Genomic DNA, 22,255 nt, shown 5'->3' with positions numbered 1-22,255 from the left:
CCGCCTCGTCCGCCATGTCCATGGGCCCGCGATGTTCTTCACGGGACCCAAGCGTTTCCTGGACCGCCTCCAGGGAGCGAACAAGAGCCGCCTGCATGGTCAAGAGTCTTGTCCGGAATCGCTTCCGTGTGAAAGGATCCATCCGTCTCTCCTCCTTCTTCGCTGGTTGCCGATGTTGCGAATGCGCCCACGTCCACCGTCCTCTCGGCAATCCGGCCCCTCAGCTCGGGATCGTGGTACACGCCCAAAAGGGCGGTGCCGCTTTCGCGAGCTTGGCCGATCAGTTCCACGACGATCTCGCGATTGCCCGGATCCAGGGAAGCCGTGGGTTCATCCAGAAGAAGAACGGGGTAATCCCCGGCCCATACCCGGGCGATGTTGACCCGCTGCTGCTCCCCGCCGGAAAAGGTGGTGGGCGACAGACTCCACAGTCGTTCCGGAATTTGGAGACGATGCAGCACGGCTTCCGCCCGCTCCCGAGCCCGACCCGCATCCACTCCTCGCTCCAGAAGCGGCTCCATGACAATCTGCAGCGCGGGCACTCTGGGAATCACCCGCAGAAACTGGCTCACGTAACCCAACGTCCAGCGCCGCAGCCAAAGGACAGACGCCGCAGAGGCCTTGGTGACATCCACCACGGCACCGCGGTTTCGAACCAGGATGCGGCCCCGGTCCGCCGCGTAGTTGCCGTAGATCATGCGCAAGATGGAACTCTTCCCGATCCCCGAAGGGCCGGTGAGCGCCACGCTTTCCCCCCGGCGGACTTCAAAGGTGAGGTTGCGGAACACGGTAAGGCTAGCGCCGCCCTGGGTGTGCAGGGTGAAGGATTTGGCCACCGCTTCCAGCCGAAGCACCCAACCGGTTTCTTCCATATCCTGGACTCCTCTTTGCCTTGCCCCCCACTTGATTGGACTCTTGCCGCTCGGCGCCCCGACGACTCCGACCTCAGGCCACCAGGCGTGACGAGACCAGCAGTTGGGTGTAAGGATGCTGGGGATCGTCCAACACCCGGTCCATGAGTCCCTCTTCCACCACTCGTCCCCCCACCATGACCAAGAGCCGGTGGGCCAACACGCGCGCCACCGCCAGGTCGTGGGTCACCATGACCACGGAAAGGTTCATTTCGCGCACCAAACGCCTCAAGAGGTCCAGGAGGCGGGCCTGCACCGAAACATCCAAGCCGGTGGTGGGCTCGTCCAGGAAGAGAAGGCGGGGTTCCGTGACCAGGTTCTTGGCGATCTGAAGCCGCTGCAGCATCCCTCCCGAGTAGGTGGAAGGGAGGTCGTCCAGACGCTCCGGGTCCAATTCCACCCGCTCCATCCACCGGCGAGCGCCTTCCCGCAGACGACCGTAATGGCGAACGCCTTCGGCCATGAGCCGTTCGCCGATGTTTCCTCCCGCGCTCACTCGCATGCGCACCCCTTCCTCCGCCCGCTGGAAGACGACGCCGATTTCCGTCCGCAGAAGCCTTCGGCGAACGGACTCTTCCAGGGCGTACAGGTCCATCACCTCCCCTTCTCGGCGGATCAGAACCCGCCCGCGAGAAGGTTTCTGCCAGCCGGAAAGGCATCTCAGGAGGGTACTCTTGCCCGAACCCGATTCCCCCACGATTCCCAACACCTCGCCGGGTCCCAGATCCAGGCTCACATCGGCGCAGCCGACCCGCTTGCCGTAAAAGTGACTCAGGCGCACCGCACGAAGCACGGGTTCCGTCTCTTCCGGTTGGACATCGGAGGTTCTTTGGTATGCAGACGTCATGGGATCCCCTTCAGGAGTTCTTTTCCTTGGCTTGGGAGCTCACGTTCACCGATTCCCGGATGAACCGCGGGCCGCTTCCGCCCTCCTCCGGGCGCAGGCGTCCGTATCGGAACATACGAACAGGCGTCCGCCCGCATCATCCGTCACGATTTCATCCAGGTAGTGGTCGGTCGCTCCGCACAAGGCGCAACACTGAGACCACTTTTCGATTTCAAAGGGGACATCCTCGAAATCCAGCGGCTTCACGTCGGTATAGGGCGGTATCGCGTAGATTCTCTTTTCCCTTCCGGCCCCGAAAAGCTGCACGGCCGGCATCCGATGCATCTTGGGAGTGTCGAACTTGGGAATGGGCGACGGGCTCATCACGTACCGCCCGTTGACCAGTACCGGATAGTCGAACGTGGTGGCGATACGACCCGTGCGGGACACGTCCTCGTAGAGCTTCACGTACATGATCCCGTAATCCGCCCAGGCATGCACCAGACGGCATTCTTCCTCCCGGGGCTCGATGAACCGAAGCGGCTCCGGAATGGGCACCTGGTAGACCAGAATCTGGTCCTCCCGGAGGGGCCGTTCTGGAATCCGATGCCTCGTCTGGATGACCGTGGCGTCTTCCGTCCGGGTAGTAGTTGCGACGCCCGCCGTCTTTCGGAAGAAGTTCCGGATGCTCACCGCATTGGTGGTGTCGTCCGCCCCCTGGTCGATCACCTTGAGCACGTCGTCCGGCCCGAGAAGGGACGCCGTGATCTGGATGCCGCCCGTCCCCCATCCGTAGGGAAGGGGCATCTCGCGGCTCGCGAAGGGAATCTGATGTCCGGGAATGGCGACGGCCTTCAGGATCGTCCTGCGGATCATGCGCTTGGTCACTTCGTCCAGGAAGGCCACGTTGTACCCGGGAAGTCCTTTCCAGACCCTCCGAGGGCCACTCCCCCCTTCCTCGGGGCGATTCGGCACGGGAAAACCGGGCGTCGTGGTCATGTCATCTCCCCTCCTGCCCGGATCCGGCCAACGATGATCCCTCATCGATCCCGCCCTCGGATTCTTTTCCGACCCGGCGCACGTGGACCAGTTCCGCCTGAAAATCCACGTAATGGGGCAGTTTCAGGTGCTGGACGAAGCCCGACGATTCCACATTGTCGCAATGTCGGAGCACGTACTCCTCGTCTTGGGCCGGATAGCGCACCTCCTCGCCCAGTTCCCGGGACCGCAAGGCCCGGTCCACCAGAGCCACGGCCATGGCCTTTCGCTCATTGGCACCGAAGACCAGGCCGTAGCCCTGGACGAAACCGCACTCGCAGGCCCCCGCTTCCACCGCCCGGCTCAGCATGACGCATTCGGTCACCAGGATCCAACCGATCCGAACCTTCAGGCTCTCATCGGGAAACTCCACTTCCAGCGGCACGTATCCCATGCGGATTTCCCCCACGAAGGGATGCCCCTGGAATCCGAACCCCCGCTGAGCCGAATAGGCCAATCCCAGCAAAAACCCCTCGTCGCCCCGCGCCAGGGCCTGCAATCTGGCACTCCGGGACGCGGGAAACTCCAAGGGCTCTCGGGTGATATCGGGAACCGCAGCCTCATCGTCCCGCTCCGGCTCCGGAGTCTCCACCAGGCCGTCGGAGTCCAGGATTTCCGTCAGCCGCGGCATCCTGGATGGAAGCGTGCCCACCTTGTCCACCAGATAGACCACATTGGCGGCGGCCTGTGCCTCCATCAGCGAAAAATCCAGCAGCCGATGGGAATAGTCGTAGGTGGGACCCAGGACCTGTCCGCCGGGCAGATCCTTGTAGGCGGCCGATATGCGCCGAAGAGGACGCATGCGCCCCGTGTCCAGCACCGGACACGGACTGAAACGGGGAAGAGTGGTCCGGTAGGCACGGAGCAGGAAGGCCGCCTCCACCAGATCCCCCTGAGCCTGCTTCACGGCCAAAGCAGCCAGATCCCGATCGTAGAGCGATCCCTCCGCCATGACCCGGTCCACGGCCAGGCCCAGCTGCTCCCGAATCTGCTCCACACTCACTTCCGGCAACCGGATGTCCCCCCGGCGCCTTTCCGCCAGGAAACGATGGGCATTGCCAATCGCTTTTTCACCGCCTTTGGCCGCAACGTACATGGTCACTCTCCCATACGGGTGGTGCGCGGAATCGCCGCCAGGGACGTCCCGCAGGTGAGAATCAGATCCACTCCAAGCGGGTATCGATTCTCAAGACTCCGGCGCCATAGCCAAAAGGATTCCGGGACTCCTGTCACCTTCAAGAAGGCTTCCTTGCGGATTCCCGGCCCCGAAAGGGCGAAGCCTTCGCCGGCACTCAGCGTATCCGTCTGAATCACCAATGTGGCGCCGAGCTCCGGACGTTTTTCGGTGCCCAACCGGAAATCATAGGCAGCCCCGGCCTCCATGGGCCGCGTGATAAGGGCCAGATCCGCATCCACCGGCCGCTCCGTTGCTGGACTCCCGCAGTGGGCGCGGATGCTTTCCCGAGCGGGCGCCCCTTCCGGGAGGTCCGTCCACAAGGAGACAGCGTGATCCGCCAGGGTCAGCAGCACACTCCAGGACGCTTCGCACAGGCCTTCGGGAACGTGCGCGGGAGGCGTGAGCCTCAGGATGCGTCCCGGATAGGACATGGCGGCCAAAAGAGCCCGGAAAACCCTCTGACTGTCCAGCACCGGATCTGAAAAACCCGACGGGGCGCCGCACGGCACCGCATGATGAAACCCCATGCTCTATTCTCCTCGAACCATGGTGGAAAAATCGACTTGCGTGGCCGCCACCCGGACGGCTTCCCTGCGTCGGGCCTCCTTCAGGCGGCGCTCCAGGGGCCGCACGACGGATTCCAGGAGGTCCGGCCTTCGGCGGTCGTCCTGCAGCGCGGCATCCAACACGGCGGCGATCTCCGCCTGGCGGGGTCGGCATCCCAGGACCATGGCGGTCCCCACGGCACCTCCGGATATCCGCACGTTGCAGCGCGTAACCGTAACTTCACCCACATGGAATCGCCGTCCCCTGCCGCCGACTCTTCCCTGCACCAGCAGGAGCCCGATTTCAGGCCCAAGAACCACCTGATAGTCCGGCTTCTCACCGTACCGATCCCACAACGCCTCCAGGTCGGCAGGGTTTGATTCCGCCAGTACGCTCATCCACCAACAGCGCTTTTCACTGGATGCGCCTGATTGATCCATTCGTCCTCCTCCCGGCAGGATCCAACCGATGCGCCGGCAACCCGGTCGATCAAGGCCTTCAGATTCACGGCGGATTCTTCCAGGTGATGCCAATAGCGACTTCTCAACTCCATGATGAACAGCCCCCGATAGGCGGGGAGCAGTTCCCGCAGCACGGCCTCCAGTGGAACGCTTCCCCAGCCCACCGGCATGTGGTTGTCGCCTCGCCCGAAGGGAATCTGATGGGTTTGTTGCTTTTCGTGGTGGCCCACGGCGCCGCCGAAATTGTCGTGCACGTGTACGTGTGCGATCAGGTCCCGCACGGAGCGGATCCCCTCCAGGAGGTCCGTACCGTAGTAGTGCGCCGCCATGTGCGCATGGCCCACATCCAACGTTACGCGAACGTTGGAAAGACCCACCGCACGGACCTGGGCCCCCAGGGCCTCCAAATCCTCTCCGTAACAATAGGGGCTGTGATGACGGTAGGGACGAGCGTTCTCCACGCACAAAACCTGATCGGGAAATTCCAGGGCCACGTCCAGGAGCCACTCCCTTTCCTGTTCCAGCAGGCGGCAGCACGCTTCCCGGGACGGCCTCTCATAGCCGATGGCGAAGGTTTCTTCCGGGATGTAGCGGCCCGCATGGACCACCACGCACGTCGCCCCCAGACGGTCGGCAAATTCCAGACTGGCCCTCAATACGTCCGCATGGAGCATGGACTCCGTCGGATCCATGAGATTAATGGGATTGGGCGCATGAACGCTCAGGGAGATTCCCGAAGCCGGATCCATTCCAGCGTCATTGAGGATCAGTGCCGTTTCCTCCACCTTTCTCACATCCAGTCGCCCGGCGCGAATGGCGTCCAGCCCGTGGGGCGGCAGCTCCACGGCTTTCATGCGGGCCTCGCGCAGCCGCTTCAGGTCGTCGGCAAATTTCGCCGGATTTCCATCCACCCGCACCTCGTCGATTTTGGACCCAATGATCACGACATGTCTCCTCAAATGAAACGCCTACGCAAGGCGCCGCACAGATAGTCGATGATGGTCACGCTGACGATCACGAGAAGCATCATGGTGGCCACTTCCCGATACTGGTAGCCGTTGAGCTTGTCGAACATGAGAAAGCCGATGCCTCCCGCACCGCAGAATCCCAGAATGGATGCGCTCCGCACGTTGGATTCGAACCGCAACAGGCTGTAGCTGACCACCAAGGGCATCACCTGGGGAAGCACCGCAAAGGAAAGCACCTGAAGCGACCCGGCTCCGCTGGCGGCCACGGCCTCCACCTGACCGGGCTCCACCGCTTCGATGGCCTCACTGAAGACCTTTCCCAGAATACCGAAGGTGTGAATGGCCAAAGCCATCACGCCCGCGAAAGGCCCCAAGCCGATGACGGCCACAAAAACGAGGGCCATGACGAATTCGTTGAAACCGCGGCAGAAGTCGAGCAGCCGCCGAGTCACGAACTGGCACGACCCGCGGGCCCAGCGAAACAAGGCGCCGTCCCCGGGAAAGAGCACCTCCAGGCTGTTTCGCGCAGCCAGGAAGGAAAACGGTAAGGCCCAGACGATGGCCAGCAGGCTTCCCCAGACGGCCATGGCCACCGTTTCCAGAAGCGCCTTGGTGTAGGACATCAAGGGGCCTCTTCCCGTCTCCGGCGGGAAAAACCCGCCGCGCCTTTCATCCACGATCCGCGCAAACTCTTCGTGAACCAGCGTTTCCCGGCGATCAGCCGACATGGATTCCAGGCGCTCCTGAGCCAGCTCCTGGGCGCGCCGATACATGGCCGCCGGGTCCTCCGCAACGCCTCGCTGCCGGGCATCCTCCTTGATGCCTTGTAGGATTTCCTGGGTGAGCACGATGAGCGGCATGCGTTCCGCTTGCCGTCGGGCATCCCGGAGTTCCTCCTGGCTCAGACGGCGCCCGAAGAGATAGGCCCAGGCGTTTTCCCTTCTTTCCCAGAGCTTCACGGGATTGATTCCCGTCCACACATAGGTGACGGCCAGCACGGCCAGAACCGTCACCGCGACCATTGCCTTTTTCAGGGAATTCCAGGCCGGCCACGGGGTGGGGCGGGACAAGGCGGCTTGCGTATCGCTCAGATTCATGTGATCAATTCCTGTGGATTCCATCGTCGCGGGAGTCCCTCCCAGAAGGTACATGGACGGCCCTTTGGAGAACTCGCGATGAGGGGTTCTCCAAAGGTCGACCTTCTCTTTGTCTTGGGAGCGGCCGGTAGCCCTAGGAGGCCTGGGCCAGCTGCTTCTTGAGCTGTTTCAGGTAGCGGATCACATCGTAGGTGGTGTCGTCCGCAGGCAGGTAGCCGCCGATCTGGAGCTTCTCCAGTCCCTGTTTATTGGCGTTGAACATCATGAGCGCTCCGGCGAAGGCGGCCTTCAGACTCTCCGGAAGATCGGCCCGCACACACATGGGCGAGCCTGGAATGAGTTCGGATTTCCACAGGATGTTGAAATCGTCCCAGGAGGCCTGACCCTTTTCCGCCATGCGGTCCAAATCGATGTTGTTGGTGGCCGCCACCTCGATGGATCCGTTCTTAACGGCAAGAATGCTGGCCCCATGAGATCCGGAAAACTTGACCTCCTTGAAGTACTTCTTCGGATCCACCTTCAGGTCCCGGTAGAAGAGCACGTTGGGAACCAAGTAGCCCGAGGTGGAGTTGGGGTCTGTAAAGGCAAACACACGGCCCCGGGCATCTTCGAGGGTTTTGATACCGGAGTCCTTCCGGCTGATGATGACCCCGTAGTAGCCCGGTTCTCCCCTTTTGTTTCTTTCCAGGGCCACCGCCTGCGCGTTGGCCTTTTCAGCCGCCTCCGTGTAGCTCTTGGGACCCAGATAGGCGAAATCAATGTGCTTATGGGCCATAGCTGTGATGACGCCTGCATAGTCGGACGCACTTTGCGCCTCCACCTTCACGCCCAGTGTCTTTTCCAGATGGTCGATGAGGGGCTGGAAGCGCTTGACGATATCCGCACCGCCTTCCGTGGGGATGAGGCCCAACCGAACGACCTCCGGCCACAGCCCCGGATCGGCCCAGGCTCCGGGACAAAAGGCGGCACACAGGGCGAGCACAAGGATGGCAACCTTGACATACGTTTTCCTGGCACGGTTCATTGGTTCATACCTCCATGATGAGTTGAAAGTTCAGGCGCAGGCGGGAAGCTCCTCCCACGCCGTATCGCAACTCCCCTGATAGATCCGCTCCACCAGCTCCGCCTCCAGGAGAGACGACGGCCCGTCGTACACCAGTCGTCCGTTTTGCATCCCAAGGATTCTCTTGGCGTAGCGTTTCACGAAATCCAGATGGTGCAGGTTCACCAGCACAGGGATTCCCTTGGTTTCGTGGATTTCCCGGAGAAGATTCATCACCGCCGAGGCGCTCCTGGGATCCAGGCTGGCAATGGGCTCGTCGGCGAGGATCACATCCGGTTCCTGGGCCAGGACCCTCGCGATGGCCACTCGTTGCTGCTGTCCGCCGGACAAGGTGTCTGCCCGTTGATAAGCCAGGTCCTCGATTCCCACTTCCGCCAGGCAGCGAACCGCGTGCTCCAGGTCCCGCTTCGGAAAGATGCGAGCCAACGAGAGGGTGTGGGGGATCGGTGAATTTTGGAATCGAAGTCGCCCGGCCAGGACGTTCTCCAGAACGGTCAGGCGGGGAACCAGATGAAATTGCTGAAAGATCATTCCCACCCGCCTCCGAACTTTCTGGAGACAACCGCCCGAAACGGCCGAGATGTCTTCGCCGAGGAGCAGTATCTGACCGGAAGTGGGCTTGAGAAGCCGGTTGAGGCAGCGGAGCAGGGTGGACTTCCCGGCCCCCGAGCAACCGATGATCACGATGAAGTCCCGGGCGCTCACCTGAAAACTCACTCCCTTGAGGGCCGTCGTTCCCGAAGGATAGCGTTTGACCAGATCACGAACCTCCACCACGGGAGCTAGGCCTGTCTCCTTGGGTGCTGCGGTCTGGACAGCCATGCACGTACCTCCTTAAGCCGATGCCGTTTTTTCCATGGGGGTGACCGGTCGAAGGCTCCCCTCCCCTCTTTTCCATGCGGGACCGCCGCTTGCGTAAACCTTGCGCCCGCCGATCCATAGCTGACTCACCCGAACCCAAGGGCCTTCCATTTGAAGAACCGCCACGTCGGCCGGTCGCCCCGGACTCAGACGACCGCACGGATGACGGGTGCCGAGAATCTTCGCCGGCCCTTCGGTTGCCTTCGTCAGATGCGCGGCCAGACTTCCGCCCGTGCAGGCGGTGAGCACGAAGGGCGCCTGAAGAAGACATTCCGGATAGTAGTCGCTCACCAGGGCGTCCACTACGCCCGCGGCCACCGCCGAGCGTGCGCTGAGATGCCCGTTGGAGGAGATTCCCCGAACCACGTTGGGGGCTCCCACGAGAACCGCCATGGACCGCGCCTTGGCCTCCCGGGCCGCTTCCAGAGTGACCGGAAATTCGCAGCCGCATGCCCCGAGGCCGGCGACCAGTCTCACCTTCTCGGCGGTGTCGTCGTCGTGGCTGAGGAGCGGGATCCCTTGGTCGACGATTCGTTGGGTCAGCCGCCTGATTTCACGCCAGCCTTCGGAGCGCAGTTCCCGTTTTTCCCTGGCCATGGTCTGCACTTCTTCTCGGGTGAGGTTGTAGGTCCCCGAGTAGTAGCGTTCGTAGGCTTCAAAGGACCGGAACTGTCCCTGACCGGGAGTGTGGTCCATGATGGACGCCACATCCACCAGGTCCTCATCCAGCAGTTCCAGGAGAACCCGCGCGCCTCGGCGGGATCCCACCTCGTAGCGGGCATGGACCAGATGACGGACCGTCGCCGCTTCCGAGCGTGCAAACCGACGGATGGTGCGAATCAGCTCGGCCGCTCGATCCGGTGAGCGCAAGCCCAGGTCGCTGTCCGCCAGACTGACCGCATGACAAAAAGTGCCGATTCCCGCCGCCGCCAGCCTTCGATCCAGGGCCTGCAGGGCGAATTCGGCGTCGAAGTGGACCCCCGGGCGCATCTCGATACACTTTTCCAGTGCATCGCAGTGCAAATCCACCAACGCCGGCACAACCAGGGCGTCGTCCAAACGGACGGTTGTCCACGAAGGGTCCGGGCACTTCACCGGAGGATCCAGGGCAAGGATGCCCTTCTCATCAAAAAGGATCGCTCCGCGCGGGGACAGATGCCGGCCGTCAAAGATCGGGCCATCGTAGAGAAGCGTCTTCATGCCTGCTCCTCCGGCAAGGCTTGCGACTCTTCGGTTCGGACACCCGGCTGCGAATGCCGTGTCATATGTGGGAAATCCAGGCGATAGATTCGGGACCAGGCCCGTTGCAGACCCGCCTTTTCGTAAAACAAGCGGCGTGTACTTTCCCTCTCTTCACTGGTGACCACTTCCAACCGCGCCGCCCTCTTGTGTCTCGACACCTCCACGGCCAGGTTCACCAAGGCGCGCCCCAGACCGAAGCCGCGCCATTCCGGCAGAACCACCAGTTCTTCGATGGTGGTCTGAATTCCGGCGAGTCGAAGGACGGGTTGAGTTCGAAACGTGACCATCCCGGCAACGGCATCGTCGGGAGGCGCCAGGGCCAGGATGCAGCGGTATTGGGCGTCTTCGATAAGGGTCCGGTAGATGGGCTCCAGCTCGTTGGATGGACGGGGGTACCCGAGGTGAAGCAACAGGGCCAAGACAGTCATCAGATCGCCCGGGCGGGCATCTCTGAAGGCGAATTTCATTTCATACACGGGCTCACTCATGGTAGGTTCCTTATCTTCTTTTCACTCCAGTTTTCCCGGCCACTGGTCGATTGAATCATCAAGGAAATGAGACCATGGTCATGTGACGGGATCGTTGTGGCTTTATGGAAAGAGTGTGACAGAGGACGGAATCGAGGAAAGGAGACGGCCGTGCCTTCCAACGATCACCCCTGGACCCATCTGGACGAGAAGGGCCGTCTGAAGATGGTGGACGTGAGCGACAAGGCGCCCACGTGGCGTGAGGCGAGGGCCGTCGGCCGGGTGCTCATGGCCCCGGAGACGCTCCGGCGCATCCGGGAGGGCGAGGTGACCAAAGGAAACGTGCTGGAAGCCGCCCGCCTGGCGGGGATCATGGCGGCCAAGAGGACGTGGGAACTCATCCCCCTGTGCCATCCCATCCCCCTCACGGCCGTGGAGGTTTCCTTCGAAGCGGACCCGGATCTTCCCGGCATCCGCATCCGGGCGCGCACCAAGACCTGCGACCGGACAGGTGTGGAGATGGAAGCCCTCACCGCCGTGACCCACGCGGCCCTCACCATCTACGACATGTGCAAAGCCCTGGACCGGACCATGTGCCTGGACGGAATCCGGCTCGTCCACAAGAGCGGAGGCCGGAGTGGCACCTTCTCCGTCGAAGAGGATTCGTGACGCGGACTTTACTCTTTACAAATCGGCACGGACTGTGCTAGCGACTAACCCTTCAATCCACCGCGTGGAGGGTCCCTATGGATAGAGAAACACTGGCTTACTTCAAGGACATCCTGGAAAAGAGACTGGAAGAACTCTACGCCGAGGCGGAAAAGACGGTCACGGGCATGACCGACGAGGGGGAAACGTTCCCCGATCCCACGGACCGGGCGTCTCTCGAATCGGACCGGAATTTCATGTTGCGGATTCGGGACCGGGAGCGCAAACTCATCATCAAGATCCGGGAGGCCCTGCAGCGCATCGAAGACGGATCGTTCGGCATCTGCGAGGCGTGCGGGGATGATATCGGCATCGAGCGACTGAAGGCCCGACCCGTCACCACGCTGTGCATCGATTGCAAGCGCCGTCAGGAGGCCATGGAGAGGGTCCGGGAGGCCTAAGAGGCCGCCCGGAGATTTCCAGTTGCGAGTCTCCTGCACGAGCGGAAGTCTTCAACGGGCGGAGAGCCCCTAACGATTCCTTCTCTGTCAAGGCCCGGACCGCCCGCATGTCATGCTCACATGCCGGCCTTTTTCTGATCGGCTTCGCGAAGCCTCACGATATCCCCCACGTAGAGGGCCCGCCTTCCGCCCGACTTTTCTTCAAGGACGAGCGCCCCGTCAGGGGATATGTCCGCCGCCCATCCTTCCACGGTTTCTTCACCAGTCCGGACGACCACTTGTTTTCCCAGGACGGCCGAGGCCGCCTTCAGCCGTTCCAGGTAGGGTGCCAGGCCGTCCCGGACCCACCCTTCATAGACCTCTTCCAGGCGGTTGAGATATCCTGCCAGCACCCTGGCCCTCGTCAGATGGGGGGGGCCGGGCGGAGTGGCGCCCCCTGCCGATCTCAGCTCCAAGGCCAGGGACGTGGCGGGATAGAGCGTATTTTCCCCGAAGTGCGGACGATCATGAAACACATTGATCCCCGTCCCGACCACCAGGAACTGGATCCCATCGGGGTCCGACTGCATCTCCGTCAGGATCCCCGCCGCTTTCCGCCCGGAAAGGAGCACATCGTTGGGCCACTTGATGCGGGCATCCAGATGCCACTGGTCCCGGATGGACTCGGCGAGAGCGAGGGCCGCCACGAGGGTCATTTCGGGGCCTCGGCGCGGGGGAAGCTCCGGGCGGAAGATGAGGGAGGCGTAGATTCCCTTCCCTTTGGGGGATTGCCAGACCCTCCGCAGGCGACCCCTCCCCTGGGTCTGCTCTTCCGCCACCACCACGGTACCGGCCGGAGCCCCCGAGCGGGCCAGTTCCATGGCCCGATCGTTGGTGGACCCCAAGCTTTCATGGTGTTCGTAGGTGCGCCCCAGCCAACGGGTGGTGAGATGCATTTCCAGCTGGTGGCCCAATAGCACGTCCGTATGGGCCTGGAGCCGGTAGCCTCGTTTGCCCATGCTTTCGATCCCATATCCCATGGCCTTGAGCTTTTGAACGTGCTTCCAGATGGCCGTCCGGGAAACCCCCAGACGCCGCCCCAGCTCTTCACCTGTGACCGGGAGCCCGTCCGCTTCGCTTAGAGCCCGGAGAATCGAGCGATGTGTGGGTTCTTTTTCGTTCATGGCACACCTTCCTCGTCCTCGGCTTTTTCGTCCCCGCTGCTGGGAGCCTGTCCGAGAACTTAGACAACCGTCACTCCCGCGCAAGCAGGAGTCCATAACTTACTGGAAATCCTGGATCCCCGCTCCCCGTTCAAGCCAGGGACAAGCTTCGCGGGGATGACGAATGGGCATTGAACGGCACAAATCTGCCGTTGTCGGACAGCCTCCTTGGCGCTTTTCTGAAAACGCCGCGGGGTGAACCCGCTTGTCGTGGCACAACCCTTGAGGGCTGCGGAAGAGCGCCAGGCGTCGGGTGCGCAACTGGGCGTTGCCCGCCGGGTTCTGGGCTCATGATGACCCTTTTTCCGCGGGGCTGAAGCCCCGCGGCTACGAAAGGGGTCAGATTCTTTACCGGTTCCGAACGGAAGCCCGTTTTCGGACAGGCTCCCACGAGCGAGTGCGTGGAACGTCAGTGCAGGACCAGGGCCGCCGCCACGGTGTAGCCGACGATCTCCACCGCCTCGTTGGCGGCGCCCAGAACGTCTCCCGTGATCCCCCCAAGCCACCGGCGGGAAAGGATACGGAGTCCCAAGATGGCCAGGATGGTCGTCAGGAGGACGGGCACGAACCGCAGGCCAAGGAGACCAACGCCCGGCAACAGGGTGGCGGCGGTGCTCCATCCCACCTCCTTGCGGCCCACATGATCCACGAAGGGCTTTCCCAAGCCGCCTTCCGATCGGGCGTAGGGCATTGCGAAGGAGCACCATACCATGGCGCAACGACTCACGGCGGGTACGATCACAAGGGACGCCAGAGCGCCCGCTTCCAGAAGGTGGGCCAGGGCCGCCGCCTTGAGGAGCAGAGCCAGCCCCACGGCCATGACCCCGAAGGCGCCCACTCGGCTGTCCTTCATGATGGCCAGGCGCTTTTGAGGATCGAAGCCGCCTCCCACCCCGTCGGCCACGTCAGCGAGCCCGTCCAGATGCAGCCCCCGGGTGAGCCATGTACCCAAGGCAAGAGCCCACACCGCGGTGAGCGGTGCGGGCAGAAATCGAAGCATGGCGGCGGCTGCGGCCGCCTGAAGGCACCCGACGACCAGCCCAACCGCCGGGAAAAAGGCGAAGGAGCGCGCCAGGTCCTCGGCCTGCAGGGGGCCTTTGTCGCCTCCCGGAAGGCTCAGTCGGGTCAAGAAGGCCAGGGCGGTGCGGAACCCTCGGATCATGTGCCGGACCTGTTCGAATGGGGTACGGAGTTCCAATGGAAGCGAATCAGCCTGAACATTCCGGATCCCCGCTTCCCGTTCAAGCCGGGGGGCAAGCCTCGCGGGGATGGCGAATGGGCGTTGAGCGGCGCAAATCGATCGTTTTCCGACAGGCTCTTAGCCCCCGCGCGGTTTCAGGGGAAGGGGCAGTCCCGCCGCCACCAGGGTGACGGCCCGGCATGCGGTGGCCAGTCTCTGGTTTGCCCAGCCGGCCAAGTCCCGGTAGGTGCGGGCCAGGGCGTTGGCGGGAACGATGCCGCAGCCCACCTCGTTGGAAACCAGCACCAGGGGGGAGACGGCGGATTCCAGGACCCGGCAGAGATCCAACACGGCTTCCTTGGCGCCCGGATCTCCGCGATCGGCCAGCAGGTTGGACAGCCACAGGGTGATGCAGTCCACCAGGATGGGGTTCCCCTGCCGATCCAGTTCCCGGAGGGTCGCAGGAAGCTCCAGGAAGGATTCCACCGTACGCCACTGGGCGCCGCGCCGGGCCCGGTGGGCGGCCACCCGCGCTTCCATTTCGGCGTCCAGCACCTGGGCCGTGGCCACATAGACGTAGGGAGGCGGAAAGGCGGTCACCAGGGATTCGGCGTAGGTGCTCTTGCCGCTCCGGGCGCCTCCCAGCACCAGGTGGGGCGTGGGAGGCGGGGTCATGATCCCGCCTCCCAGGACGACTCCGCGGGGGTCTCCAGGCCCAGAAGGGCCAGAAGGCGCTGGAGATGGTCGTCGTCCGTAAAGGTGATGGCGATGGTGCCCTTGTCCCCCTTGCGCTTGACGGACACCTTGGTTTGGAGGTGCCGGCTGAGTTCCCCTTCGAGGGATCGGTAGGGACGGGGGAATCGCGGTGTCTTGGGGGCGCCGGCCAGGGCGCGCTGGACCAGGGCTTCCGTCTGACGCACGGAAAGATTCCTTCTGAGGACCTGATCGCGAAGACGCAACTGGTCCTCTTCCGTGGGCAGGGCCAGGAGAGCGCGGGCATGGCCCATGGTGAGGCGCTCGTTCAGGACGTCTTCCTGGATGGCGGGAGGCAGGTGGACAAGCCGCAGGAGGTTGGCCACCGTGGCCCGTTTCTTTCCAACCCGCCGGGCGATCTCTTCCTGGGTGAGACCGAATTCGGTCTTCAACCGGTGGTAGGCCTGGGCCTCCTCGATGCAGTTGAGGTCCCGGCGCTGGATGTTTTCCACGAGGGCCAGTTCCAGGGCGTCCCGGGGCGAGGCCTCCCGGACGATCACGGGCACTTCGGCAAGGCCGGCGGCCTTGGCGGCCTGCCAGCGCCGCTCGCCGGCCACGATCTGGTAGGGCCCCCCGTCGGGGGGGCGGGTGACCAGGATGGGCTGGAGCACGCCGCTGGTGCGAACCGATTCCACCAATTCCTGGAAGTGTTCGTCCTGTTGAAGATTCTGGCGCGGCTGGTAGGGGTTGGGCGTGAGGCGCTCCACGGCGCAGTAGAAGACTTCGATGGCCTCGCTCCTGAGCCAGTCGGTGGACGGGAGGAGGTCGTCCAGGCCGCGGCCCAGTCCTTTTTTCTTGTCGCTACTCACGGTGCGCCCCCTTTTGGAGGATTTCGCGGGCCAGCGCGGTGTAGGCCCGGCTCCCGGCGCAGCTTCGGTCGTAGAGCAGCACGGGAAGCCCGTGGCTCGGGCTTTCGCTCAGGCGCACGTTGCGCGGGATGAGGGTCTTCAGCACCCGGGAGCCCAGGTGTTTTCGGATTTCGGTGGCCACCTGGTGGGACAGGTTGTTTCGCCGGTCAAACATGGTGAGAAGGATTCCCTGGATGGCCAGGGACGGGTTCCACCGGAGCTTGATCTTCCGGATGGTATCGAGAAGGAGGCTCAATCCTTCCATGGCGAAGTATTCGCACTGGAGGGGAATGAGCACCGAATGGGCGGCGCACAGGGTGTTCACGGTGAGAAGCCCCAGGGACGGGGGGCAGTCCAGGACGATGAAGTGGAACCGGTCGGAAAGGGGCTGGAGGCGCGCGGCCAGCACGGTTTCCGAATCGGGCGTGGCCGTGAGGTTCCATTCGGCGGCGGCCAGGGTGGGGTTGGCCGGGAGCACCCAGAGGGGGAGCTCCTCCAGGGGCCGGCTCAGGGGCGGGGGGCCGTTTTCGTGAAGGAGGACCCGGTAGAGGGTCTGGTCGGGGTCCTGGATGCGGATCCCCAGGCCACTGGAGGCGTTGCCCTGGGGGTCGCAGTCCACCAGCAGCACGCGCCGTCCGGCCTGGGCCAGGGCGGCGGCCAGGTTGATGGCGGTGGTGGTCTTTCCCACCCCTCCTTTCTGATTGGCGATGGCAAGGATGTGGGCCATGGCGGCTGCGTCCCTTCTCCTCTGGAATGTGGGGGGCGTGTTCCACGTGGAACACCCCGCATCTGCACTCAGCCTTGGGAAGGCTCTTGCGGCGGCACCAGGACGCCCCAGGCGTCGAAAAGTTCGTGGTAGCGCACGATGAACCGGCGCCCCGCCACGGTCCGCACCCGGAAGTAGCGCAGGGGCACCCGACGGGCATTCAGGGATCCCTCGTACCAGCGGTCCTCCACACGGTCCACCGCGTGGGTTTCGCCCCGCCAGACAAAGGCCACCGGTTCCTGGGCCCCCCGGTAGTCGTCCCGGGTCCGGACCTGGATCCGCTCGAAGCGCATGGGCCCCTCCTTCCGCCCCCCTTGAAAGCAAACCGCGGAGATTATACTTTTCACAGCCCTTGCGGACAATTATTTTTATGGCACGCCCCAGCGCTCAGGAGGAAGCCATGGAACGCCAAGCCCTGCTCGTCATCGACATGCTCAACGACTTCGTCCATCCCCAGGGGGCCTTGTCCTGCGGGCCGCCGGCCCGGCGCATCATCCAACCCATCCGGGACCTGGTGGACCGGTTCCTTGAAAGTGACCGGGTGGTCATTTTTGTGAAAGACGCCCACCGCCCCGACGACCCCGAATTCCAGATGTTTCCCCCCCATGCGGTGCGCGGCACCTGGGGCGCCGAGATCATCGCCGAACTGGGACCGCCCCCCCAGGCCCTGGTGGTGGAAAAGACCCGATACAGCGCCTTTTTCAACACCCGCCTGGACGAGATCCTCCGACAGGCCGCCCCCCAGGAAGTCTGGGTCACCGGGGTCTGCACCTCCATCTGCGTCATGGACACGGTGGGAGATCTCAGAAACCGCGATTACCCCGTGGTCGTCCCCGCCCAGGCCGTGGCGGACTTCGACCCCCAGTTCCACCAGTTCGCCCTGCAGCGCATGGAACGCATCTACGGCGCCCGGATCCTCCAGCCTTGACCGGCGCGACCTTCACCCCTTCCAAGGAGACAATCCCCATGCACCTTTGGAACGGCTACCACCCCGAAATGGTCACCGACTACTACCAGTTCACCATGGCCGCCAGCTACTGGAAGGAGGGAATGGAAGGGACGGCCACCTTCAGCCTTTTCGTGCGCGACTACCCGCCCCATCGCGCCTATTTCGTGGCGGCGGGACTGGAAAGCCTGGCCGCGGCCATCCAGGAATATCGCTTCCATCCCGATTCCTTGGAATACCTGCGGTCTCTCGGAAAATTCCCCAAGGGCTTCCTGGACTACCTGGCCCGCTTTCGGTTCACCGGATCCGTCCGCGCCCTCCCCGAAGGACGGATCTTCTTTTCCCAGGAACCGCTTCTGGAGGTCACCGCACCCATCCTCCAGGGCCAGCTCCTGGAAACCCTGGCCCTCAACACCCTGCACCTGGAAACCCTCCTCGCCAGCAAGGCGGCCCGATGCGTGGCCGCCGCCCGAGGCCGACCGCTCGTGGACTTTTCCCTTCGCCGCACCCAGGGCGTGGACGCCGGACTCAAGACGGCGCGTTCCAGCTACATCACCGGCTTCCAAGGAACGAGCAACGTGCTGGCGGGCCGCCTCTACGGCATCCCCGTCTACGGCACCATGGCCCATTCCTACATCACCAGCTTCCAGCACGAAATGGACGCCTTCCGCGCCTACGCCCGGGTCTTTCCCGACAACACCGTGCTCCTCTTAGACACCTACGACACCCTGAGCGCCGCCGAAAAGGCCGTCCTCCTGGCCAAGGAACTGCAAAAGCAGGGAAAGGCCCTCCGGGGGGTGCGCCTGGACAGCGGCGATCTGCTTCATCTGAGCCAAAAGGTGAAGGACTTGTTCCGGCATCACGGCCTGGACGAGGTGGCCGTTATGGCCAGCGGCAACCTGGACGAGTACCGCCTGGAAGAACTCCTCTCCCAAGGCGCCTGCATCGACGCCGCCGGCATCGGCACCCGCCTGGGGGTTTCCGCCGACGCCCCCTACCTGGACATGGCCTACAAGTTGGTGGAATACGACGGCCGGCCCATCGTGAAGCTCAGCCCCGGAAAGACCACCTGGGTGGGCCGAAAGCAGGTCTTTCGCTCCTACGGCTCATCCGGGGTCATGGAAGAAGACGTGCTGGGCCTGGCCGAAGAAGAGATCCCCGGCACCGAGCCCCTTCTCCTGGACATCTTTCGAAACGGCGAGCGCGTGCGACCCGAGGAATCCCTCCAGGACATCCGCCGCCGGTTCCAGGAAGACTGGGCCCGCCTCCCTGAAAAATACAAGGTGCTTCGCCCCACGGAGCGCTACCCCGTTCGGATCAGCGACGCCCTCCGGACCCTTCAGGACCGCGTCACCCGCGCCCGAAAGCGCGAAGAGGTCGGTGATCTTGGGGGAGTAAGGAGTGAGGAGTGAGGAGTGAGCAACTGTGTTTAATGTCAAGCCGCATGGAGTGATTCATCCCAACTTTGACCAGTTCGAGCCATGGCATTGAGAATGGTCAGGAGCTTACGCATCCAAGCCACGATGGCGACTTTTTTGAGTTTTCCAGCGGCGATGAGTCGATCATAAAAACGCTTGATCACTTTATTGGAACGGATCGCAGCCAATGTTGCCATATAAAGACAGTGGCGTACCTGAGCGCGCCCTCAGAAAATGGTGCGTTTTCCTCGCATCTGCCCTGAATCCCGGTTAAAGGGGGCAACGCCTATCAAGGCGCTGATTTCACGACGGGACAGTTGTCCCAGCTCCGGGACTTCAGCAATAAGCACGGCGACGGTGGTCGGTCCCACACCGGGCACCGTGATCAGAAGGTGAGCAAGATCAGCATGGTGAATCTTGATATGTACGGAAATCTTGCCTTCAATTTCTCGCAATTCAGCTCGGAGGGTTTGAATGACGGTCTCAATGCTCTTCTTTGTGGAGACATGGCAGCTGGAAAGCCTTTGAGTCTCAGCGACAACCATTTCCACAAGTTGACGGCGTCGAGCAACCAGGGCCTGCAGAGCCTGTCTTTCCGGTGTCGGCAAGGGCCTCACGTAGCGATGTCGATCCGGGCGGTTCGCCAGGAAAAGGGCCAGTTCAGCCAAGGCTCTTGCATCGATTCGATCAGTCTTGGCCAGATAGCCCATGGCTTTGGCGAAGTGGCGTGTCTGGCGGGGATTGAGCACGGCCACTCCATAGCCGGCCGCTTGCAGGCTACAGGCCAGGGCCCGTTCCAGACCACCGGTGGCTTCCATGGCAATCAGGTCCACCGAGTGGCCGGACAGTTTGTTCAGCAGGGCCTCATGGCCCTCATCGTCATTGGGAAAGGTTGTGATGGTTCCACCAACGCCGAGGGCCACGTCAAAGGTCCGTTTGGCAATGTCGATGCCGATCACGATTGTTTCAGGCATGTTCCTCTTCTCCCATCCTTGCAAATGCGATTTTGGGCCAAGCAACTGTTCGGGCTCCAAAGGAACGGTCACAGCGGTGCGCCATGGGCTTATCCACGGGCTTGGTGTCCCAGAGGGCTAACAGGCTGCACCGCCGTGCCTGAAACGGCAGCCCACAGGCCGACCGCAGGCCTGGCTGGCGAGTGCCAATAACGGCTGCCAGTACATACTAGGTACCGCATGTTCATGGTGCCAACAACGTACAAGGGGTGGGGGAATGGCCAGGCTACTTCCTGCGCCAGCGGATGAGGGTCCGGCGTCCCAGGTCAGCCGGAAGATCGTAGTGAAAGTCTTCGAGGCGCTCCAGCCCCAGAGCCTCCCCCCGGGCCGCTTCCTTGGCATCCCGTGCGCCCGAACGGGCTCCGGCCCAATAGGCGATGCAACCCCTCCCGGCCGTGGCCAGCCGGGCCAAGAGTCCCATCAGTTCCGGATCCGGGTTCACCGCCCGGAAGGTGATCAGCTGGAAGCTCTCAAAGGAGCTTTCCTCAAGGACGCCGGCTGCAAAATCCTCCAGGCGCCCGTGAACCACCCGTACCTGGGAAAGCCCCAGCTCGGCCGCCGCCACCTTGAGAAAACTCGTCTTTTTCCGGGACGCATCCAGCAAGGTCACGCGGCATCGGGGGCGGCACACGGCCAGAGGGACCCCCGGAAACCCCGCCCCGCTTCCCACGTCCAGGACCCGGCCTTCGGGGGGCAGCACGGGAAGGGGGATCAGGCTGTCCAGAAGGTGCTTGGCCACGGCCTCTTCTTCCCGAACCCGTGTGAGGTTCATCCGGCGGTTCCACTGGAAGACCAACTCCAGGTGCCGGCAGCACAGCGCCACCTCGCGGTCCCCCAGGGAAAGCCCCGCGGCCTCACTGAGCTCCCGCAATTCCTTATCCCACGCCTTCACAGCCGGCACCTCGTCCCCACCCGCTTCCCACTCAGCCCTCGGCCCCCTGCAATGCTGTTGACTTAAGGGCAGCATCAACGGGCGAAGTTTCTTACCACACTGATATTGCAACACATTTCATGGCACTTGCGCCCAAGTGCATCACCTTTATCCCCTCGTTTGTAGCAGGCGGAAAGAGCCCGCCAAGGGACACCCAACCGGGTCCAGGCCCGAACGCCCCGCCCCCAGTTTGGCGCCATCTGCTCCTCCACGCAAGACGGATTCGCACAATGTGAACATACCTGCCCTTTCGCTGCGTTCGTGGCGGGGCTCCCGGCACTTAAAGGTCGTCGAGGGGACTACGTGCTTCGGTTTTCAGGTCACGGACAGGTGTCAAGCGACACCCAGATTTACGCAATAAGGCGACATCTATTTTTGCGCACCTGACCCCGCGCCGGTGCCAAGGTATTCAACCTGTTGCTCTTCACCTCCTTGATCTTAGCGACATCCAGGTTCACGCGGATGAAGCGTTTCCTGGCAGGTGCTTAAATCCTACGGGGTCGTGCTGACCCTGCCCGAAGGTTGGCCCACCCGCAGCCCTGAATTACGATTCACGCCCAGGCGGAGGTTAGGGCGACGCTGGGGAGCCACCCGAGCGTCGACCTGCCCGCGATACGCGATACATCTCCGCGTCCGCTGCAAGTAGGTTTTCTCCGTACTCTTTGCATAGTGGCACAGTCGGATGACCTCGCGCAGCCCATGGAGCGGCCTCTCGTCACTCCCCGAAACGCTGACTCCTTTCTGCTTATCCACTTTCGGCCCGCCTCCGCCTCGATACTGATACCGATAAATGAGGATGGCGTCCCCAGCCTGCTGGATTTTCCACGCCTTGACGCCAGCGCGCTTGCCCAGCGCGTTCACCAACAGGTTGAAAGTTTCCCTGAAAGTGTAGTCGCCATCCTCTCTGGCAAAATGCAGGAACTCCACTCCCCACCGCACCAGGTGGCGTTGATGCTTGTGCGGGGCCAGCTTCTGTTCCTTCAAGAGGTTGGAATACCCTTCCAGCACGGCCTTCAACTATTCGTCAACCCAGGCCATATTCAGCCTTCCGATTCTACACCATCTCTATAACATCCCTTTTTCCTGATGAGGTTAACCGCGATTATGATTCCGCCCAATCCACTGTCAATGGCCAATTATTTTGACCCTTTTTTGGACAACAATTTTGACCCACTTGGGACGAAAAAATCAGCCTTGTCGTTTCTGTCTCAGTCGATAGCTTTCCCCTCCCATGATGAAGATGTGTGAATGGTGAATGAGGCGGTCCACGATGGGCACAACGACGTTGTCGTCATGGAAGAACTCGCCCCAGGCGGTAAACTCCTTGTTGGTGGTGATGATCACGGAACGGTATTCGTAAAGGGCGTTGACCAGCTGAAAGAGGTTGTAGCGTGCCTGCCGGCTCATGGGCAGATATCCCAGTTCGTCGATG

25 protein-coding genes and 1 pseudogene are annotated in these 22,255 nt (G+C 62.7%); 4 read left to right on the top strand and 22 right to left on the bottom strand.

Going from position 1 to position 22,255, the window contains the following annotated elements; translation table 11 throughout:
* Positions 1–38 precede the first annotated feature (38 nt).
* From phnL to BUB04_RS05330, 12 genes are all read right to left on the bottom strand, one after another.
* Positions 39–872 carry a phosphonate C-P lyase system protein PhnL gene (gene phnL, locus BUB04_RS05385; protein ID WP_073037702.1) on the bottom strand — a complete coding sequence of 278 codons (834 nt, stop codon included), beginning with the start codon at positions 870–872 and terminating at the stop codon, positions 39–41.
* A 73-nt stretch (positions 873–945) separates the two neighbouring features.
* Positions 946–1,758 carry a phosphonate C-P lyase system protein PhnK gene (gene phnK, locus BUB04_RS05380; protein ID WP_073037700.1) on the bottom strand — a complete coding sequence of 271 codons (813 nt, stop codon included), beginning with the start codon at positions 1,756–1,758 and terminating at the stop codon, positions 946–948.
* Between the two features lie 45 nt (positions 1,759–1,803).
* Positions 1,804–2,736: an alpha-D-ribose 1-methylphosphonate 5-phosphate C-P-lyase PhnJ gene (locus BUB04_RS05375; RefSeq protein WP_084076217.1), complete on the bottom strand. Its 933-nt coding sequence runs from the start codon at positions 2,734–2,736 to the stop codon at positions 1,804–1,806.
* A gap of 1 nt (position 2,737) precedes the next feature.
* Entirely contained in the window at positions 2,738–3,871 is a 1,134-nt protein-coding gene (locus tag BUB04_RS05370) for a carbon-phosphorus lyase complex subunit (protein ID WP_073037698.1), read from the bottom strand.
* Between the two features lie 2 nt (positions 3,872–3,873).
* Complete coding sequence (gene phnH, locus BUB04_RS05365) at positions 3,874–4,479, bottom strand: phosphonate C-P lyase system protein PhnH (RefSeq protein WP_073037696.1); 606 nt, start codon at positions 4,477–4,479, stop codon at positions 3,874–3,876.
* 3 nt (positions 4,480–4,482) lie between these two features.
* On the bottom strand, positions 4,483–4,938 hold the full coding sequence (gene phnG, locus BUB04_RS05360; protein WP_073037695.1) for a phosphonate C-P lyase system protein PhnG: 456 nt from the start codon (positions 4,936–4,938) through the stop codon (positions 4,483–4,485).
* Positions 4,893–5,903 (bottom strand): sugar phosphate isomerase/epimerase family protein, encoded by a 1,011-nt coding sequence (locus BUB04_RS05355; protein ID WP_073037693.1) that lies wholly within the window; start codon positions 5,901–5,903, stop codon positions 4,893–4,895. Before BUB04_RS05355 ends, phnG begins: the two co-directional genes overlap by 46 nt.
* Before the next feature lie 11 nt (positions 5,904–5,914).
* The gene (gene phnE, locus BUB04_RS05350) at positions 5,915–7,024 is read right to left on the bottom strand and encodes a phosphonate ABC transporter, permease protein PhnE (protein ID WP_084076216.1); all 1,110 of its coding nucleotides are present in this window, start codon (positions 7,022–7,024) and stop codon (positions 5,915–5,917) included.
* Between the two features lie 133 nt (positions 7,025–7,157).
* The gene (gene phnD, locus BUB04_RS05345; RefSeq protein ID WP_073037691.1) at positions 7,158–8,048 is read right to left on the bottom strand and encodes a phosphonate ABC transporter substrate-binding protein; all 891 of its coding nucleotides are present in this window, start codon (positions 8,046–8,048) and stop codon (positions 7,158–7,160) included.
* Positions 8,049–8,078: 30 nt separating this feature from the next.
* Complete coding sequence (gene phnC, locus BUB04_RS05340; protein WP_073037689.1) at positions 8,079–8,909, bottom strand: phosphonate ABC transporter ATP-binding protein; 831 nt, start codon at positions 8,907–8,909, stop codon at positions 8,079–8,081.
* A 12-nt stretch (positions 8,910–8,921) separates the two neighbouring features.
* On the bottom strand, positions 8,922–10,148 hold the full coding sequence (locus tag BUB04_RS05335) for an alpha-D-ribose 1-methylphosphonate 5-triphosphate diphosphatase (RefSeq protein WP_073037687.1): 1,227 nt from the start codon (positions 10,146–10,148) through the stop codon (positions 8,922–8,924).
* Entirely contained in the window at positions 10,145–10,678 is a 534-nt protein-coding gene (locus tag BUB04_RS05330; RefSeq protein ID WP_073037685.1) for a GNAT family N-acetyltransferase, read from the bottom strand. Before BUB04_RS05330 ends, BUB04_RS05335 begins: the two co-directional genes overlap by 4 nt.
* 150 nt (positions 10,679–10,828) lie before the next feature.
* On the opposite strand from BUB04_RS05330, the gene moaC reads away from it, so the two are divergent.
* Positions 10,829–11,326 carry a cyclic pyranopterin monophosphate synthase MoaC gene (gene moaC, locus BUB04_RS05325; protein WP_073037683.1) on the top strand — a complete coding sequence of 166 codons (498 nt, stop codon included), beginning with the start codon at positions 10,829–10,831 and terminating at the stop codon, positions 11,324–11,326.
* A 77-nt stretch (positions 11,327–11,403) separates the two neighbouring features.
* Entirely contained in the window at positions 11,404–11,766 is a 363-nt protein-coding gene (gene dksA, locus BUB04_RS05320) for an RNA polymerase-binding protein DksA (protein ID WP_073037681.1), read from the top strand.
* A 116-nt stretch (positions 11,767–11,882) separates the two neighbouring features.
* Here dksA and BUB04_RS05315 read toward each other — a convergent pair whose 3' ends face one another.
* The 6 genes from BUB04_RS05315 to BUB04_RS05290 form a co-directional block, all read right to left on the bottom strand.
* Positions 11,883–12,929, bottom strand: a complete 1,047-nt coding sequence (locus BUB04_RS05315) for a biotin--[acetyl-CoA-carboxylase] ligase (protein ID WP_073037679.1) — start codon at positions 12,927–12,929, stop codon at positions 11,883–11,885.
* Between the two features lie 448 nt (positions 12,930–13,377).
* Complete coding sequence (gene cobS / locus BUB04_RS05310; protein WP_073037678.1) at positions 13,378–14,130, bottom strand: adenosylcobinamide-GDP ribazoletransferase; 753 nt, start codon at positions 14,128–14,130, stop codon at positions 13,378–13,380.
* Between the two features lie 156 nt (positions 14,131–14,286).
* Positions 14,287–14,823 carry a bifunctional adenosylcobinamide kinase/adenosylcobinamide-phosphate guanylyltransferase gene (gene cobU / locus BUB04_RS05305; protein ID WP_073037676.1) on the bottom strand — a complete coding sequence of 179 codons (537 nt, stop codon included), beginning with the start codon at positions 14,821–14,823 and terminating at the stop codon, positions 14,287–14,289.
* Positions 14,820–15,710 carry a ParB/RepB/Spo0J family partition protein gene (locus BUB04_RS05300; RefSeq protein WP_073037674.1) on the bottom strand — a complete coding sequence of 297 codons (891 nt, stop codon included), beginning with the start codon at positions 15,708–15,710 and terminating at the stop codon, positions 14,820–14,822. The genes cobU and BUB04_RS05300 overlap by 4 nt, the downstream gene beginning before the upstream one ends.
* Positions 15,703–16,476: a ParA family protein gene (locus tag BUB04_RS05295; RefSeq protein ID WP_073037672.1), complete on the bottom strand. Its 774-nt coding sequence runs from the start codon at positions 16,474–16,476 to the stop codon at positions 15,703–15,705. Before BUB04_RS05295 ends, BUB04_RS05300 begins: the two co-directional genes overlap by 8 nt.
* 68 nt (positions 16,477–16,544) lie before the next feature.
* Positions 16,545–16,808, bottom strand: a complete 264-nt coding sequence (locus BUB04_RS05290; protein ID WP_073037670.1) for a DUF6504 family protein — start codon at positions 16,806–16,808, stop codon at positions 16,545–16,547.
* Between the two features lie 107 nt (positions 16,809–16,915).
* Between BUB04_RS05290 and BUB04_RS05285 the strand changes: the two genes are divergently transcribed.
* The gene (locus tag BUB04_RS05285; RefSeq protein WP_073037668.1) at positions 16,916–17,443 is read left to right on the top strand and encodes a cysteine hydrolase family protein; all 528 of its coding nucleotides are present in this window, start codon (positions 16,916–16,918) and stop codon (positions 17,441–17,443) included.
* 38 nt (positions 17,444–17,481) lie between these two features.
* Positions 17,482–18,873: a nicotinate phosphoribosyltransferase gene (locus BUB04_RS05280; RefSeq protein ID WP_073037666.1), complete on the top strand. Its 1,392-nt coding sequence runs from the start codon at positions 17,482–17,484 to the stop codon at positions 18,871–18,873.
* A gap of 23 nt (positions 18,874–18,896) precedes the next feature.
* Here the strand turns inward: BUB04_RS05280 and BUB04_RS05275 are convergent.
* The 4 genes and pseudogenes from BUB04_RS05275 to BUB04_RS05260 all read right to left on the bottom strand — a co-directional run.
* Positions 18,897–19,853: pseudogene (locus tag BUB04_RS05275) on the bottom strand (IS110 family RNA-guided transposase).
* A gap of 265 nt (positions 19,854–20,118) precedes the next feature.
* Positions 20,119–20,784, bottom strand: coding sequence for a 16S rRNA (guanine(527)-N(7))-methyltransferase RsmG (rsmG, locus tag BUB04_RS05270; RefSeq protein ID WP_073037665.1), 666 nt, complete (start codon positions 20,782–20,784; stop codon positions 20,119–20,121).
* Positions 20,785–21,315: 531 nt separating this feature from the next.
* Entirely contained in the window at positions 21,316–21,840 is a 525-nt protein-coding gene (locus tag BUB04_RS05265; RefSeq protein WP_143156361.1) for a hypothetical protein, read from the bottom strand.
* 171 nt (positions 21,841–22,011) lie between these two features.
* On the bottom strand, positions 22,012–22,255 hold a 244-nt coding region (locus BUB04_RS05260; RefSeq protein WP_178371911.1), incomplete at its 5' end, for an ATP-binding protein.

It is taken from the genome of Desulfacinum infernum DSM 9756 (assembly GCF_900129305.1).
In the GTDB taxonomy this organism is placed as follows: Bacteria; Desulfobacterota; Syntrophobacteria; order Syntrophobacterales; family DSM-9756; genus Desulfacinum; species Desulfacinum infernum.
Note: the sequence above shows the minus strand (reverse complement) of the source record. Positions and strands in the feature narration are given on the sequence as shown.

Bases quoted from the DNA above. Each gene is read 5' to 3' on its own strand.
- phnL (WP_073037702.1), bottom strand. From the start codon at position 872: ATGGAAGAAACCGGTTGGGTGCTTCGGCTGGAAGCGGTGGCCAAATCC.
- phnK (WP_073037700.1), bottom strand. From the start codon at position 1,758: ATGACGTCTGCATACCAAAGAACCTCCGATGTCCAACCGGAAGAGACG.
- BUB04_RS05375 (WP_084076217.1), bottom strand. From the start codon at position 2,736: ATGACCACGACGCCCGGTTTTCCCGTGCCGAATCGCCCCGAGGAAGGG.
- BUB04_RS05370 (WP_073037698.1), bottom strand. From the start codon at position 3,871: ATGTACGTTGCGGCCAAAGGCGGTGAAAAAGCGATTGGCAATGCCCAT.
- phnH (WP_073037696.1), bottom strand. From the start codon at position 4,479: ATGGGGTTTCATCATGCGGTGCCGTGCGGCGCCCCGTCGGGTTTTTCA.
- phnG (WP_073037695.1), bottom strand. From the start codon at position 4,938: ATGGATCAATCAGGCGCATCCAGTGAAAAGCGCTGTTGGTGGATGAGC.
- phnE (WP_084076216.1), bottom strand. From the start codon at position 7,024: ATGAATCTGAGCGATACGCAAGCCGCCTTGTCCCGCCCCACCCCGTGG.
- phnD (WP_073037691.1), bottom strand. From the start codon at position 8,048: ATGAACCGTGCCAGGAAAACGTATGTCAAGGTTGCCATCCTTGTGCTC.
- phnC (WP_073037689.1), bottom strand. From the start codon at position 8,909: ATGGCTGTCCAGACCGCAGCACCCAAGGAGACAGGCCTAGCTCCCGTG.
- BUB04_RS05335 (WP_073037687.1), bottom strand. From the start codon at position 10,148: ATGAAGACGCTTCTCTACGATGGCCCGATCTTTGACGGCCGGCATCTG.
- BUB04_RS05330 (WP_073037685.1), bottom strand. From the start codon at position 10,678: ATGAGTGAGCCCGTGTATGAAATGAAATTCGCCTTCAGAGATGCCCGC.
- dksA (WP_073037681.1), top strand. From the start codon at position 11,404: ATGGATAGAGAAACACTGGCTTACTTCAAGGACATCCTGGAAAAGAGA.
- BUB04_RS05315 (WP_073037679.1), bottom strand. From the start codon at position 12,929: ATGAACGAAAAAGAACCCACACATCGCTCGATTCTCCGGGCTCTAAGC.
- cobS (WP_073037678.1), bottom strand. From the start codon at position 14,130: ATGATCCGAGGGTTCCGCACCGCCCTGGCCTTCTTGACCCGACTGAGC.
- cobU (WP_073037676.1), bottom strand. From the start codon at position 14,823: ATGACCCCGCCTCCCACGCCCCACCTGGTGCTGGGAGGCGCCCGGAGC.
- BUB04_RS05295 (WP_073037672.1), bottom strand. From the start codon at position 16,476: ATGGCCCACATCCTTGCCATCGCCAATCAGAAAGGAGGGGTGGGAAAG.
- BUB04_RS05290 (WP_073037670.1), bottom strand. From the start codon at position 16,808: ATGCGCTTCGAGCGGATCCAGGTCCGGACCCGGGACGACTACCGGGGG.
- BUB04_RS05285 (WP_073037668.1), top strand. From the start codon at position 16,916: ATGGAACGCCAAGCCCTGCTCGTCATCGACATGCTCAACGACTTCGTC.
- BUB04_RS05280 (WP_073037666.1), top strand. From the start codon at position 17,482: ATGCACCTTTGGAACGGCTACCACCCCGAAATGGTCACCGACTACTAC.